Origin of the sequence: Rhizobium sp. BK619, assembly GCF_014195245.1 — a bacterium.
GTDB classification, from domain to species: domain Bacteria; phylum Pseudomonadota; class Alphaproteobacteria; order Rhizobiales; family Rhizobiaceae; genus Rhizobium; species Rhizobium acidisoli.
This window is the reverse complement of record NZ_JACIBH010000013.1, coordinates 79,868-95,101: the sequence shown is the minus strand read 5'-3', so window position 1 is coordinate 95,101 and position 15,234 is coordinate 79,868. Positions and strand designations below refer to the sequence as shown.

Annotated in this window: 13 protein-coding genes and 1 pseudogene; 9 read left to right on the top strand and 5 right to left on the bottom strand. The window is 62.0% G+C overall.

The window, feature by feature from the left end; translation table 11 throughout:
• The first annotated feature begins 126 nt into the window (after positions 1-126).
• Positions 127-852 (top strand): SDR family oxidoreductase, encoded by a 726-nt coding sequence (locus FHX14_RS24145; RefSeq protein WP_003593595.1) that lies wholly within the window; start codon positions 127-129, stop codon positions 850-852.
• A complete protein-coding gene (locus tag FHX14_RS24140; RefSeq protein ID WP_003593594.1) occupies positions 846-1,334 on the top strand; it encodes a RidA family protein in 489 nt (162 codons plus the stop codon). The genes FHX14_RS24145 and FHX14_RS24140 overlap by 7 nt, the downstream gene beginning before the upstream one ends.
• Positions 1,335-1,418: 84 nt before the next feature.
• Here the strand turns inward: FHX14_RS24140 and FHX14_RS24135 are convergent, their stop codons facing one another.
• Entirely contained in the window at positions 1,419-1,958 is a 540-nt protein-coding gene (locus FHX14_RS24135; protein WP_003593591.1) for a Pycsar system effector family protein, read from the bottom strand.
• Positions 1,959-2,086: 128 nt separating this feature from the next.
• Between FHX14_RS24135 and FHX14_RS24130 the strand changes: the two genes are divergently transcribed.
• Both FHX14_RS24130 and FHX14_RS24125 read left to right on the top strand, forming a co-directional pair.
• A complete protein-coding gene (locus FHX14_RS24130; protein WP_184379166.1) occupies positions 2,087-5,845 on the top strand; it encodes a FecR domain-containing protein in 3,759 nt (1,252 codons plus the stop codon).
• Positions 5,845-7,818, top strand: a complete 1,974-nt coding sequence (locus FHX14_RS24125) for an adenylate/guanylate cyclase domain-containing protein (protein ID WP_003593589.1) — start codon at positions 5,845-5,847, stop codon at positions 7,816-7,818. The genes FHX14_RS24130 and FHX14_RS24125 overlap by 1 nt, the downstream gene beginning before the upstream one ends.
• A 127-nt stretch (positions 7,819-7,945) precedes the next feature.
• Here the strand turns inward: FHX14_RS24125 and FHX14_RS24120 are convergent, their stop codons facing one another.
• Positions 7,946-8,527 (bottom strand): TetR/AcrR family transcriptional regulator, encoded by a 582-nt coding sequence (locus tag FHX14_RS24120; RefSeq protein WP_184379165.1) that lies wholly within the window; start codon positions 8,525-8,527, stop codon positions 7,946-7,948.
• A gap of 139 nt (positions 8,528-8,666) precedes the next feature.
• Here FHX14_RS24120 and FHX14_RS24115 point away from each other — a divergent pair, with 139 nt between their 5' ends.
• Together FHX14_RS24115 and FHX14_RS24110 are read left to right on the top strand one after the other, a co-directional pair.
• Positions 8,667-9,224, top strand: a complete 558-nt coding sequence (locus FHX14_RS24115) for a DUF308 domain-containing protein (RefSeq protein WP_183697884.1) — start codon at positions 8,667-8,669, stop codon at positions 9,222-9,224.
• A 171-nt stretch (positions 9,225-9,395) separates the two neighbouring features.
• Positions 9,396-10,376, top strand: coding sequence for an SDR family oxidoreductase (locus tag FHX14_RS24110; protein ID WP_184379163.1), 981 nt, complete (start codon positions 9,396-9,398; stop codon positions 10,374-10,376).
• 215 nt (positions 10,377-10,591) lie between these two features.
• Here FHX14_RS24110 and FHX14_RS24105 read toward each other — a convergent pair whose 3' ends face one another.
• Complete coding sequence (locus tag FHX14_RS24105) at positions 10,592-11,341, bottom strand: nucleotidyltransferase domain-containing protein (protein ID WP_184379160.1); 750 nt, start codon at positions 11,339-11,341, stop codon at positions 10,592-10,594.
• 278 nt (positions 11,342-11,619) lie between these two features.
• On the opposite strand from FHX14_RS24105, the gene FHX14_RS24100 reads away from it, so the two are divergent.
• Both FHX14_RS24100 and FHX14_RS24095 read left to right on the top strand, forming a co-directional pair.
• On the top strand, positions 11,620-12,315 hold the full coding sequence (locus FHX14_RS24100; RefSeq protein WP_184379158.1) for a fumarylacetoacetate hydrolase family protein: 696 nt from the start codon (positions 11,620-11,622) through the stop codon (positions 12,313-12,315).
• Between the two features lie 10 nt (positions 12,316-12,325).
• Positions 12,326-12,856 carry a gamma carbonic anhydrase family protein gene (locus FHX14_RS24095; RefSeq protein ID WP_184379156.1) on the top strand — a complete coding sequence of 177 codons (531 nt, stop codon included), beginning with the start codon at positions 12,326-12,328 and terminating at the stop codon, positions 12,854-12,856.
• A 94-nt stretch (positions 12,857-12,950) separates the two neighbouring features.
• Here FHX14_RS24095 and FHX14_RS24090 read toward each other — a convergent pair whose 3' ends face one another.
• Both FHX14_RS24090 and FHX14_RS24085 read right to left on the bottom strand, forming a co-directional pair.
• A complete protein-coding gene (locus FHX14_RS24090; protein WP_003593576.1) occupies positions 12,951-13,352 on the bottom strand; it encodes a hypothetical protein in 402 nt (133 codons plus the stop codon).
• 232 nt (positions 13,353-13,584) lie between these two features.
• The gene (locus tag FHX14_RS24085) at positions 13,585-14,160 is read right to left on the bottom strand and encodes a transglutaminase-like cysteine peptidase (RefSeq protein WP_012558184.1); all 576 of its coding nucleotides are present in this window, start codon (positions 14,158-14,160) and stop codon (positions 13,585-13,587) included.
• Between the two features lie 190 nt (positions 14,161-14,350).
• On the opposite strand from FHX14_RS24085, the pseudogene FHX14_RS24080 reads away from it, so the two are divergent.
• Positions 14,351-15,234, top strand: a pseudogene (locus FHX14_RS24080) (hypothetical protein); the annotation flags it as partial.

Here is a 15,234-nt window from a genome sequence, read left to right as displayed (position 1 = left end):
CGCCATATTCACCTTGCGAAAACAATCACAACCCGATGGAGGCGCATTCGCAGCCGCCCCATCTCGAGCGACCCGGCCTTCGCAAGCGCAAGACCTCCGTTGCCCGACCAGATTATGGAGTTCAACATGACTACCGCAAAGACTGTCATCGTCACGGGCGCCTCCCAGGGTATCGGAGCCGGGCTCGTCAACGCCTTCATCGAGCGCGGCTACAATGTCGTCGCCACCTCGCGCCAGGTCAGCGCCTCGGATGCCTTTCAGGCTTCAGACAGGCTGGCGCTCGTCGACGGCGATATCGGCGATGCCGAAACCGCCGCACGGGTCGCAAAGACCGCGATCGACCGGTTCGGCTCGATCGACGCGCTCGTCAACAATGCCGGCATTTTCTTCAGCAAACCGTTCGTCGATTACACCATGACCGATTTCCGCAAGCTGTCCTCGACCAACCTCGAAGGCTTCATCCACCTGACGCAGCTGGTCGTCCGGCAGATGCTCGCCCAGAAGTCCGGCGGCAGCATCGTCAGCATCACCACGCCGCTGATCGACCATCCGATCGCCGGTTTCTCGGCTTCGGTGGCGATGATGACCAAGGGCGGCATCGACGCGATCTCGAAGAACCTGGCGATGGAATATGCAAGCGAGGGAATCCGCGTCAACACGGTGGCTCCCGGTGTCGTCGATACGCCGCTGCACAAGGACAATCCGAAGGACTTCCTCAGCACGCTGTCGCCAATGGCTGGCATTTCCAATGTCGGGGAAGTCGTCGATGCGGTTGTCTTCCTGACCGAAGCTCCGCGCGTAACCGGGGAGGTGCTGCACGTCGACGGCGGCGCACATCTGGGCAAATGGTAAACCACCCGCAAGCGCAGGCAGCCGGCGCAGAACGGCGGCTGCAGGAACTCGGCATCACCCTTCCCCCGCCGCCGACACCTCTGGGGGCCTACGTCGAGGCGGTCAGATCAGGCAAGCTGGTCTTCTTCAGCGGCATGCTGCCGGTTATCAACCGCGAGCCGCGCTATGTCGGCCGCGTCGGCGGCGCACTGACGACTGAAGACGGTAGGAAGGCCGCCGAAACGGCGACACTCAGCGCACTTGCGGCCGCCAAGGATTATCTCGGCTCGCTGGACAGGGTCGCAAAAGTCGTCAAGCTCGGCGTCTATATCGCCACCGAAGGCGATTTCCGCGACCACCCGAAGGTCGCGGACGGAGCGTCGGAAATGCTGCTCCAGGTCTTCGGCGAGGAAAAGCTCTCCGGCCGCGTCGTGCTCGGCGTCGCCAGCCTGCCGCTCGGCGTGCCGATCGAGCTTGAGCTGATTGTTGAGGTCGAGGATTGAAAACGGACGGGCGCGCTTCGGCGCGCCCGTCTTCCTGGTTTCGCTGGCTCAGCCGGCTGAAAAGCGCAGAGCCGCACCCACGCCTCACACCGCCACCAACAGCAGCACGTAGGCAATCACGCTCACCATCAAGCCACGAAACGCAAAGGTCACGCAGCGGTATTTGCTGCGGGCGATGGCGGAGAGGATATTGGCGTTTTCGAGATATTGGTCGAAAAGATAGCGCTCGTCGCGCCTGATTGCCGCGTCGAAGAACAGCTCGCGGTGGTTCTGCCAGGCGCCCCAGAACAGCGAGGTCGAGCTATCCAGACGGCGCGGCAGCACGACGAGGATCGCCGACAGGATGGAGAAGACCGAGGCTGCGGCAAGCAGGCCGGAAAACAGCATGCTGCCTGACGTGCCGGTGATATAACGCGCCGGGCTGAAGACCGCCCTCACCTCACTGGAACTCACCAGGAAGGCCAGCATAAATGTAAAGATATAGGCCGCCTTCTGATCGGATATCTTGACCTGATCGTAAAATATATCATTGATTTTCTTGATATGGTCGAAATACTCGACGCCGATATCGGCGCTCGTCGGCTGGCTCAGCATAACCTCAGTTGCAGTTTCGAATTCGCTCACGTGAATACTCCGTCCCCAAGTGTTTCCCTGATATTACACTTGGGCGCGAAAGCAAGAACACGTGTGCAATACGCTTGACTTTTCCACTCTACACGGACAAACGGGAAGTGGGGGATGGGGTCTCAGTCATGCGGGGTTATTCCAAGAACATCTGTCGCGCGGGGATGGCGCTGTCGCTTGCTTTGCCCGGTTTCGCGCCGTCGGCAATGGCCGAGCCCGTGCAGCGAGCAACACCGGTCGCCGGTTCCGTCATCGCCCGCAAGACCGGCGAAGAGGTTCGCTTCATCGATGTGTCGAATTGGCATGTCGTCGATATCAACCAGGATCTCCTGACCGGCGACGTGCTGCGCACCAACGCCAACGGCCAGCTCGCCATCGTCTTTTCCGATCACACCCAGGTTCGCCTCGGCCGCAATTCATCGCTGCAGGTCAAGAAAATGGCGGCAAGCGGCGACACGACACTGGAGCTGCAATCGGGAACGATCTGGGCGCGCGCCGAGCGCGGCGGCCAGGGCCTGACGGTCGAGACCCCTGCAGCCGCAGCCGCCATCCGCGGCACCGACTGGACGATGACCGTCGAGGGCAGCAAAACCTCGATGATCGTGCTCGAAGGCCGCGTGGCGCTCAGCAACCCGCAGGGCAGCGTTGAGGTGAACGAGGGCGAAGGCGCGGTCGCCACCATCGGCCAGGCACCGCGCAAGCTGGTGATCGTCACGCCCGACGACCGCGAGCAGATGCTGTTCTACCTGAACCTGCGCGACGGCTTCGGCCTGATGCCGACTTCGCCGCTGCCGGCAGGCCGGATGGCCGACGAGCGCCGCCGGCTGTTGGCTTTGCCGCCGGAGCGTCGCACCACCGAGGACTGGTTGGAGCTTGCCGAAGTGCAGAGCGCCTTCGACGGCCGACAGGTCGCCGCAGAGACGCTTCAGGAGGTTCGCCGGCGCAAGCTGACGACCCTCCAGAAGGCGCGCGTCGACTTGATCGATGCCACGATCGCCGGTTCCGAAAAACGCTACGACGAAGCCGCAAGGCTCTTTGCGGCGGCATTGCCACATCTCGATCCGGCCCGCCGGAACATGGCGCAGTATGGCGGCTATTTCGCCCGCTCGCTTGCCGATCCAGCCCATGTCGAAAAGCCGCCGTCATCGGCTGTCGGCCCCTATGGCGCGATCATGCAGGCCTATACGGTGGGTTTCCTCAAGAATCCCCGCGCCTCCGTCGACCTGATCAAGGATGCCGAAAAGCGTTTTCCGGATGACCCCACCCTTCCTGCGATCCGCGCCCAGCTGGCGCTGCTGATCGATGACCGCGCCCAGATGCAGGAGGCGGTGAACCGCGCGCTCTCGCTCGATCCCAACCATCCGATCGCCCTTGCTGCACGCGCCTCTTACAAGGCGAGCTACGAAAGCGATATCAACGGGGCGCTCGCCGATCTGAACCGTGCCATCGAACTTGCGCCGGGCGCTTCGGGATCGTTGAACTCGATGGGCCTGCTGCAGAGCGCCCGCGATGCCAATGGCGAGGCCGAGGCCGCCTTCCTGCGGGCGATCGCTCTCGATCCGCAGGATCCCGTCCCCCACGCCAACCTTGCCATCCTCTATCTCGACCAATCGCGCATGAAGGAGGCCAAGCGCGAGATCGATGCGGCGCTTGCCGCCGACCCCTCCTTCGACATCGCCCTCCTCGCCCGCGGCCGCTATTACCTGCAGACCGGCGAGCGCGACAAGGCGCTGGAGGACCTGCTGGCCGCCAGCACCGCCAATCCCGCCCATTCGCAATCGCAGCTGATGCTCGCCGCCGCCCATTACGAAAAGGGCGACCGCATCCCCTCCGAGCAAGCGGTCGACAATGCCGACAGACTCGATAAGAACGATCCGGTCATCTCCTCCTTCCGCACCGCCGTCGATATCGACGATTACGACGCCGACGGCGCGATCCGCAACGCGCAGGAATTTCTCCGCCGCTCGCGCGCCCGCGGCGGCGACTACAGCGCCCTTGGCGCCAATCAGGATGCCGGCTCGACGCTGAACAACGCTTTTCGCCTGCAGGGCCTAGATGCCTGGGGCCGCTATTACGGGGACGCGGTCTTCAGTCCCTTCGAAGGCAGCGGCTATATCGACCAGTCGATCAAGGGCAGCATCTTCCCTTACGTCAACGCGACGAGCTTCAGCGACGACAATGTCATCCAGAACCGTGGCAACGCATCGAGCTATTCATCCTTTATCCAGGGCTTGCTGCTTGATCCGCACATGCTTTCCGGCCGCTCCCGTTCGGCAACGCTGCTGCGCACGCCGTTCATCGAAGGCTCGCTGGGCGGCGGCATCAACAGCGTCGACGGCCATGTGAGGGGTATCGGCGAGGCTGAAATCCAGGGTTTCTCGAACGAGACGATCCCGCTCAGCTTCTATGGCAACCTGACCTGGGAAGAACTGGCGCTCGATGGCGACTATCGCGATTTCGGCGGCTTCCAGACCGACAACAAGCTTATCGGCGGCAATGGCTATCTGACGGCAACGGTGACGCCTGACGATCGCGTGGTGGCCTATGTCAACCATGCCAAAAACGATGGAACGCTGAACGCACTGACGCAAGGCTCGTCACTGACGGACTTCCTCAACCTCCTGGGCTTCGGGATTCCAACTGAAGTCTCTTCGGAATACAACTATCGGCGCAATATCACCGAAACCACCAATGCCGGCCTCGGCTGGAGCCATACCTTCGGCTACGAAAATATCTTGAACGGCGCCTTCCTCTATTCGGAAAGCAGGTCGCGGACGTCCACCTCTCTTCAGGTCGACGATGCGCCGGTTCTCGGCCTGCGCGATCCCGACATTATTCCATTTTTGGACGGGACCGAGGATCTGTCTTCAAAAACCTATATCGGCGCGCTCAGCCATTCCATCGGCAGCGGACCGCTGACGTGGCGGTACGGCATCGAAGGCGGCTGGATCGATGCCAGCACAACTACCTCTTCTCGCCTGCATGAACTCTTTCCGCGCGTCGTGATCATCCCAGAGACCACGACCGGCCCGGACACATTCAGCAACCGCGTCAATATCAGCCGCGCCTACATCGACGTGCTGCACGAGATTACACCCGATCTCAAGGGCGAATACGCTCTCTTCGGCACGCATATGGAAGGCGACGGAGTCGACGTCAACCGCCTGGAACCACGTTTCGGCCTTGCCTGGACACCCGCCCAGAACCATTGGCTGCGCGCCGCCTTCATGCGCCAGAGCCTCGACACCGGCGTACCCACTCTTGCCCCGATCGGCGTCCTCGGATTGCAGGCCAACCAATATTCGATCGGCCTCGAGGGGTATGCCGATACGGCGGCGCTGCAGTGGGACGCCGAATGGACCGACCGGTTCTTCACCTCGGTCGAATACCAGCACCAGGAGCTGCATGATTTCTCGATCGATTTTCCGCTGATCTCGCTTCCGGCGGCCGACAGCCTGCCGCTGTCGCGCGGCAGCATCGACCGTGCCGCCGTCACCGCAAACCTGGCGCTCGGTGCCGGTTTCGGCCTTTCCGCCACCTATGCCTATATGGAATCGGAGAACAAGGACCCGCTCGAGCCGAATTACGGCGGCTCCCTGCCATTCATTCCCAAGAATTCGGGCCAGATCGCGCTGACCTGGGTCAACGAAGCCAAGGTCAAGGCAACGATTGCCGCCAATTATGTCGGCGAGCGCGACGGCGACGATCTCGGCACCAAGCTCGACGATTACTGGAGCCTCGACGCCCATTTGATCTGGGAACCGCTGGACAAGCGCATCGCGCTCGAGGCCGCCGCCTATAACCTGCTCGACGAGGACTTCGAGATTACGCCCGGTGTGCCCGGCTGGGGCCGCGCCTTCAAGGGCACGCTCAAAGTCCGCTTCTGATGCCGGTGCGGGACAAGCCGCGGCAGGCGAGGCAAACCGGGAGCCGCCGTTTGAGGCTGCTGGTGCTGTCGCTCGCCGTGCTGATCGCCATTTCGCTGCTGTCGCGCCTGCCCGCCTGGTCACTGCTGGAGCTCAGAAGCTTCGACTATCTCTCGACCGTCGACGATCCCCGTCCGCCACCCGGCGGCCCTGTCATCGTTGCGATCGATGAGCCTTCGCTTGCCGATATCAATGCGCAATGGCCTTGGCCGCGCAGTCTGCATGCCGAGCTTGTGAGCCAGCTGCGCGCCGCCGGCGCCCGTGTCGTCGGCCTCGACATCATCATGGCCGAACCCTCGAACCCCGACAACGACGCGGCGATCGCCAAGGCGGTCGGCCCGGATGTCGTGCTGGCCGGCGACGAAACGCTGATCGAGACACCGCAGGCCTCGCAGCTGATCCGTGCCACGCCGCTGCCGCAGCTGACGCAAGCGGGTGCCGTGACCGGCATCGCCTCGATCGATCTCAGCGGCGACGGCATGTTTCGGCGGATTCCGGGCTATCAGGACGGTTTTGCCGCCATGCTGATGAAGACGGCGTCGGGAGCAGCAAACGCCGATCTGCCGGCTGGCCGGCTCATCCAATCCTTCGGCCCGGCCCGCAGCTACCCCACGGTCTCCTACTACCAGGCACTCGACCCCGAGAACTTGCTGCCGCCGGGTTATTTCAGGGACCGCGTCGTCCTCGTCGGCCTCAGCCTGCAGAATGCGCCAGAGATCGACAAGCGCGGTGTCGATGCCTTTGCGACACCCTATACGATCCACACCGGCAAGCTCGTCTCCGGCGTCGAGATCCAGGCGACGATCTACGACAATATCCGCGCTGGCCTGTCGATCGCGGAAGCCCGGCTGCCGGCAGTTGCCGCCTGCATCCTGATATCGGTGCTGCTGGCCGCCACGACCGTCTGGCGCTCGACGGGATGGCTGACGATCGTGACCAGTGCAGCGGCTCTCCTCGCCTTCGCGACCGTCAGCTTTGCCGGTATCCGGCTTGCGCATGTCTTCGTCTCGCCACTCGGCCCGACCGTCGCCTATATCTCGGTCGTCTTCGGTCAGGCTGCCTTCGATTATGCCGAGGAGCGCCGCAACAAGCGCCAGATCATCCGCGCCTTCGCCCAGTATATTTCTCCGGATCTCGTCAGGCGCCTGTCGAACGATCCCTCGCAGCTGAAGCTCGGCGGCGAGCGGCGCACGCTGTCTGTACTGTTCTCCGATGTACGCGGGTTCACCACCATCGCCGAGACGCTGAAGGACGATCCGGAGCAACTGACCGGCCTGATCAACCGGCTGCTGACGCCGCTCTCCGATGTGGTGATGGATCATGGCGGTACGATCGACAAATATATGGGCGACTGCATCATGGCCTTCTGGAATGCGCCGCTCGACGATCCCGACCACGCCCTCCACGCCGTGCGCGCCTCGCTTGCCATGCAGACAGCGATTTCGCGGCTGAACAACCAACTGGAGCGGGAGGCGGCCGCGCGTGGCGGCAAGCCGCATGTCCTGAAGATGGGCGTCGGCATCAACACCGGCGAATGCATTGTCGGCAATATGGGCTCGACCCGCCGCTTCGACTATTCCTGCCTCGGCGACAGCGTCAACCTCGCCTCCCGCCTCGAAGGCGCCTCGAAGAATTACGGCGTGGCGCTGCTGCTCGGCGAAGAAACCGCAAGACTGGTCGCCGAGACCTACATCGTCATCGAGCTCGACCGCATCATCGTCAAAGGCCGCACCGTGCCCTCGCCGGTCTACACTGTCGTGCACAAGGCCGATGCCGAGGCGCTTGCCGCTCACCAGGCCTTCATCGAGGCCAAATATGCCGGCACGCTTGCACCGTCCAATCCGGCCTTCGATAGACTGGCCGCCGATATCCCCGAGCTTGCCGCCTATTATGCCATCGTGCGGGATGCGCTGGTTGGTGATGGCGGGGAGTAATCGCGCAGCGGCAGTTCTGCGCGGATGCTCTTCTATGCCTTGGTGCACCGGCCTCGCCCTTCGAGGCCCCTGCGGGGCACCTCAGGATAAGGCTCTCTCGAGCCTCGGCGGCAACTCTCCTGCTGCGTTATGCGACCCGCAGCCTCGCAATCTCAGGCCCCACGATTGCGATGAACAATCCGGGATCGCCGAAAGCCCTCGCCGAGAGCATGGCTCCGTGCACCGAGGCCATCAGCATCTGGGCCTGCTCTTCCGGCCGTTTGTCCAGCTGAAACAAGCCCTGCTCTACTCCGGCCTGCAGCACCGAGGTCAGCCATGCCGCGAGATTTCGGAAATGGGCGCGGACGCGTGATGCGACCTCGTCGGGCAGCATCTGCATTTCGCTGGCGAGCATCGCGCAGACACAGAAGGGTTGTGAAGCGTTCTCGATGCATGAACGCCAGTAGTCGATGTAGAACCGCAGCTGATCGGCAGGGCTTGCGGCCTGCTCGCACAGAGACTGCAAACCCGCCTCCGCCTGCTTGGTGTAACGATCGACCAGCGCCGCGATCAGCTCGGCCTTGGCCGGAAAATGATGGTGGATACTCGCTTTCCTGATGCCGATCGCGTTAGAGATGTCGGCATAGCTGAAGCCGTTATAGCCGCCCGCCACGATGAGCGACTGGGCAATATCGAGGATCTTGTCCGACGTCGAAGGCATTGATTTCATAGCATCGCCTACCTTCTGGTAGGAAGATTGTCAAGCCCAGGAGCTTTCCTCTTCAGTCACAAGAAGGTGTCTGCCCGCCACATTGACTTCAAACCTTGAAACTTCCTACTAGTAGGTAGACAAAACAAGGAAACTGTCGATGCAAGCTCAGTCTTCGAACCAGTCCAACTGGCTGCGATCCTATTATTTCACGCGCGCCGCATTCTCGGTCGTCTGGATTGCCGCCGCCATTGCCCTCGCCGGGCAGCCGAGCGCCGCGGCCTTTCTGCTGGTGATCTATCCCTTGTGGGACGCGCTCGCCAATCTGGTCGACGCCCGGGCCAATGGCGGCCTGCAGGCCAATCCCTCGCAGACGTTGAATGTCGCGGTCAGCTCGGTCACATCTCTCGCCGTCGTCATCGCGCTCGGCGTGAGCTCCTATGCCGTCCTGGCCGTGTTCGGGGCTTGGGCAATCCTCTCAGGTCTGTTGCAGCTCTATACTGGTGTAAGGCGCTGGCGCACCGAGGGTGCTCAATGGGTGATGATCCTGAGCGGCGCGCAGTCTGCCCTTGCCGGCGGCTTCATGATCGGCCGCTCGCTTGGCGCCGCCCCGCCGACGATCCTCGATATCGTGCCTTATGCGGGCTTTGGCGCATTCTACTTCCTGCTCTCCTCGATCTGGCTTGTCGTCGCAGCCTATCGCAAGGCGCACGCTTAGGGCAGTTGGCTCCTGCGGCGGCAAACCTGAAGCCTTCTGCCGCCGCAGGAGGCCAGAGTACGGCTTATTCCCGTGCTCTTAGCCGTAGACGAGATTTGCGAAGACGATGACATTCTTTCGCGCTATGAAAGGCGGCAATAGTTCCCGCCCATAGACCCTGAGGTCACTCCCATGGCTTTGAAAGTTCTTTTCATTGGCGGCACCGGCCAAATCTCCTATCCCTGCGTCGAGCGCGCCGTTGCCGGAGGCCATCAGGTCAGCGTTTACAATCGTGGCTTGAGAAGTGCTGGTTTGCCCGCGGGGGTGACCTCGATCGTCGGCGAATTGGGATCGAGCGCCTATGACGGTCTCGCCAAGGGCAATTATGACGTCGTCTGCCAGTTCATCGCTTTCACGCCCGATCAGGTCGCCCGCGACATCGAGGTGTTCTCGGGCAATTGCGGCCAGTATATCTTCATCTCCTCGGCCTCGGTCTATGAAAAGCCGCCGCGTCACTACGTGATCACTGAGGAGACGCCGGCGATCAATCCCTACTGGCCCTATAGCCAGGCGAAGATCGCCTGCGAGGAACTGCTCAAACGGTCCGCGAATCTCGCGTGGACGATCGTCCGTCCCAGCCACGCCGTTCGCACCGGCCTGCCGATCATGATGGGCGACAGCGATGTCATGGCAAGACGCATGCTGGATGGCGAGCCCATCATCGTGGCCGGCGACGGCCACACGCCCTGGACACTGACCCGCTCAATCGATTTCGCCGTGCCTTTCGTCGGCCTGTTCGGCAAGCAGGCGGCGCTGAACGAGATTTTCCACATCACCTCCGACCGTGCGCATATCTGGGATGATATCCAGAAGACGATCGCAAGATTGCTCGGCGTCGAGGCGAAGATCGTCCACGTGCCAACGGACACGCTGATCCGGTACAATCCGGAATGGGTCGGCCCGCTCTTGGGCGACAAGGCCTGGACGGCGATCTTCGACAATTCGAAGGTCAAGCGCGTGGCGGGCGACTTCACCTGCGCCGAGAACCTCGATGAAATTCTCGCCGAGCCGATCATGCACCTCAAGCAGCGGCTCGCCAAAAGCCGTCCGCCGAAGGGTGAAATCGATGCTCTGATCGACCGGATCTGCGCCGCTCAAAGCGCTCTCGGCTAGGCAACCCGGGGCATCCTCCGCCCCCGATCGGGGTGTGCGGCATCCTCCAACCTACCTCAGCCTGAGGTGCGCAGGCCATGGGCCGAAGCCTCGAAGGGCGCGCCGCAGCATCGCTCCCTGCATTCATATGAGCACCCGCCTCGCCCTTCGAGGCCCCTGGCTGGGCACCTCCGGATGAGGCTCTCTTTGGCGTTGGCGCTTTGACAGCCTGATTATTATTCGCGCCGTGCCTCCAGCGGCGCCTCCTGCCTGAATCCTTCAAAATAGAGGCCGCCATGCAAGGCAAGCTCGCGGTCGGCCAAAGCCAGCAATCGCGCGCCATCGCCCCCTGCCGCCAGCCTGAACGCCGCGTCGAACTCCGCCGCCAGTCGGGCATCGAGCCTGCTGATGAGACGCGGCGCCCACTTGCCGCGGCCGGCCCATTCGCCGCGTCCGAGCAGAATGAGATCGGCGAGCTTCTGGTAGAGTTGCGCGGCGATCGCCGCGATCTCTTCGGGCGGGCGCGTCCCGCGCAGATCGTCGGCAAGATCGGTGACCTGATAGCGCAGCATGTCGGAACGTGCGCCGGCAAGCGGTTTCGGCCCGGCCGCCAGCATTGCCGCCGCCCTTGCCTGCACGATGCGCGCGCGCTCCATATCCGGTCCCACCGCGCGACCCGTGGCGACCATGTGGGCCATAACAGGGCAGCCGCTCTCGGTATCGGCATGGATATAATACGCCAGCGTCTCTTCATCGTGGACGAAGGCCTCGACCGGAAAGCCCTCATGGGTGAAGGATTCCCGCCAGGCTCGTTCCAGCGACGAAAACACGACGACGAGATCGATATCCGAAAACGCTGTGCCCTCGCCGCGCAGCAGCGAGCCGGTGGCGTAAGCGAAAGCGGCCCCGGCATAGCGGTTGGCGACGCAGCGATGGGCGGCGGCAAGCGCCCGCTCGGCAACTATCTGTTTTTGGATGTCGTCCACGATCTCGTCCTCGAATGGCGGCAGACGAGCGGATATGAAAAAACCCGCTCGTTTCCGGCGGGTTGGGTCTCAGCAGCAATGAACGGAATTCAGTTCACGCGTCTGCACCCACCGCCCGGGGCGGTGGTCGTAGACATCGTCGAAACTGCAAAAATCCCGGTCATGGCGGCGAGGATATCGCCCGGCGGCGGGAGCGTCAATGCACCGAGAATGCTTCCCCGGCGCGTTGTTTTCCGTCTAAGATGGCGCCAAGACTCGTCAAACAGGAAGAGCCGCCCATGCCCCACCCCGTCACCGTCATCCCGCGTCCCGCACCGGTTCTGCTGCCGGTGGACGGCAGCGATGAGCGATTTCCGGTGCGCCGCGTCTATTGCGTCGGGCGCAACTATGCCGACCATGCGATCGAGATGGGCCATGATCCCTCCCGCGAGCCGCCCTTCTTCTTCCAGAAGAATGCCGATAACCTGCTGCCGGCGGGCAGCGCTTTTCCCTATCCACCATTGTCGAAGGACGTGCATTACGAGGTCGAATGCGTGCTGGCGCTGAAATCGGGCGGCACGAATATCGAGGCCACGCAAGCGCTCGACTGCATCTACGGCTATGCCGTCGGCATCGATTTCACCCGTCGAGACCTGCAGGGCGAGGCAAAGAAGCTCGGCCGCCCCTGGGAGGTCGGCAAGGCCTTCGAGCATTCCGCCCCTGTCTCGCCGATCGTTCCGGCAAGCCGCATCGGCCACCCCTCGCAGGCAAGGATCTGGCTGGAACAGAACGGCAGCCGAGTCCAGGACGGCGATCTCAACCAGATGATCTGGAAGGTGCCGGAAATCATCGCCGAGCTGTCGAAGCTCTTCACCCTGGCGCCGGGCGATATCATCATGACCGGCACGCCCGCCGGCGTCGGCGCCGTTTCCAGGGGCGACCGCATCAGTTGCGGTATCGACGGCGTTGCCACCCTATCGGTCGAGGTCGTCTGAGGAGAGAGCCATGCCCGTCTACGCGCTCGGCGGATCGACGCCGAAACTGCCCGCCGCCGGCCTCTATTGGATCGCACCGGATGCCAATGTCATCGGCCAGGTCGAGCTCGGCGAGAATGTCGGCGTCTGGTTCGGCGCGGTGCTGCGCGGCGACAATGAGAAGATTACCGTCGGCGAAGGCACCAACATTCAGGAAGGGGTGATGGCCCACACCGACATGGGCTTCCCGCTGACCACGGGCAAAGGCTGCACCATCGGCCACCACGCCATCCTCCACGGCTGCACGCTGGGCGACAACGTGCTGATCGGCATGGGTGCCACCATCCTCAACGGCGCGAAGATCGGCAGCAACTGCCTCGTCGGCGCCAATGCGCTGGTGACCGAAGGCAAGGAATTCCCCGACAACTCGCTGATCGTCGGAGCACCCGCCCGCGCCATTCGTCAGCTCGACGACGCCGCAATCGAAGCCATCCGCCGCTCGGCGGAAAACTACATTGCCAACTGGCAACGCTTCGCCCGCGATCTCAAGCAGATCGGGTAATCAGGAAATTGAGAAAAAGTGGGGCCAGCCCCATCCTTCGAGGCCCCTATGGGTGCCTCCGGCCGACTGCTCCAGGCTGATTTGAAAAACCGCTTTACTCAGCAGCCTCGAGAAACTGGCTGCTTCGCGAGGAAGAGGCAAGCGCCTGAACCCTGGCTTCCGCCTTGGCGATCAGTTGATAGAATTCGTCCTGCGCCTCGACATCCAGTTGAATGACGGCATTGACGTCATCGGGCGTATCGCAGACGCAGGCGACCGCCGAAATGGGACAGATGCCGCCGGGGTAACGCTTGCCGGTCCCAGTATAGGCGCGACGGCCCCAACGCTCGGAATAGACCGTTTCTTCCCGCTCGAGATGCAGGATCGTTCCCTTGCAGGCGGTTACAATAGCCGCCTTGCCGTAGGCGAACCAATGATAGTTCAGCCTCCGGAGAATATATTTGCCGGTGATGTCTTCGCCAGCCAGTTCGGCAGGGTTTTCAATCATTCTGATCATGAAGGCTTCCCTCAACGTTTGCAGAATATCCTTCATCTCTCTTTACGCAGCAAGTCAAAAAACGCTGCTTTTGGAGACACTTAGTCACAAAGTGTTTCCGATTCTTACATCGGGCACGCGTCAAGCACCGCATTGGGCACACAATTCTTCGTCGAATTTACCGCCATCTGCACCCGATTTGAGCGTCGTTCGAGGTGGTCCAGGCACGTTGGCCGCTGAACGACGACACGCCTCAGGAGAATTCACCGGCGCGGGGACCGGCAAGCGTCACGCGCCAGCCCGTGCGCGATTGGAAATCCTGAGTGGCCAGAAACGTATAGCCCGTCATGCGCCAGGGCCTCACGGCACTGGTCAGATTGTCGAGCACAAAATCGCCGCCATCCGTCCGGGCAATGAGAACGACATGGTTTTGATCATGCGGCCCAATGACCACCGAAAGCGCCAGCCGGTTCGATGGAAAACCAGCCTCGATCAGGTCCTTCATCTTCTGGAGAGCATAGTCCTCACAGTCGCCGCGGCCGGCAACCGGCAGAGACCAAACATCCCTGTTTCCGGAAGACGGACGATCTTCTGCGGGAATGATGCGTAGATTTACGGCACGATTGATCCTTTGAAGAAGCCCTATTCCTGCCCCGTCTTTTCGCTGTTGCGCCGCCATCCTGCCGCACAGCCACTTGTACTTGGCGCAGGCCGCGCCGAATCCCACAGGCGCGCCGATGCTTCTTGTCACCGGCAGCGACGATCCGGCAACAGCCTGAAAAGCAAGAAAAAAGAATGAAATAGCAGCAAGAGAAAAGAGACGCGCCATAGCCGATTCCCCCATTTGACCCGAGACAATAACAGAGTCGGGATAAAAATTTATTAAAATTTTATACTTGCGAATTTAACCCTATTATATAAGCGATACAGATTAACCATTGTTTATTCTTCACGTTAATTCGTTGTTAGTATAAGAACTCTCCCCATTAACATTCGGTTAACCTTGGGAGACGCATGAAATGATCAGCAGAGCATCGAAATTCGGCCTTGCCATTGCTTCCCTCCTGGCAAGCAGCAGCTTGGCAACGGCAGCCCCGGCGGTCGTTAATTGCAACAGCGCAGTTCGCGGCACACTCGAATACAGGCTGTGCATGCCGACCAGAGCAATTCAGGCGGATAGCAAGTTCGGCCCGAACGATAACGATCGTGGCAGCCAAGGCATCGCCGGCGGCAAGAAGTCGTCCAGCACCGGTTCGGCCACCGGAACCGGTGGCAATGGCGATCAGGTTGCCGACGGCGGCGGATCGGACACCGGCGACGGCGACGGCAACGGCAATGATGACGGCGATCATGGCGACGGCAAGGACCACGATCACCATGGTGGCAAGGGCGGAAAAGATCACGATCATGGCAAGGACGGCCATGGGAAAGACCACCACGGCGACAAGGACCGCGATCATCACGGCGGCAAGGGCGGAAAAGATCACGATCATGGCAAGGGTGGTCATGAGAAAGACCACCACGGCGACAAGGACGGCGATCATCACGGCGGCAAGGGTGGAAAAGATCACGGGCACGACAAGGATGGCCCGAGCCATGACGGACGCGACGGTCCTGGCAAGGACGGCAAGGACGGCCCCGGCAAGGGCGACAACGACGGCCACGACAAGGACGACAATGACGGCCCCGGCAAGAGCGACAATGGTGGCCCCGGCAAGAGCGACAATGGTGGCTCCGGCAAGGGCGACAATGGTGGCTCCGGCAAGGGCGACAATGACGGCCCCGGCAAGAGCGACAATGGCGGCTCCGGCAAGAGCGACAATGGCGGCTCCGGCAAGAGCGACAATGGCGGCTCCGGCAAGAGCGACAATGGCGGCTCCGGCAAGAGCGACAATGGCGGCTC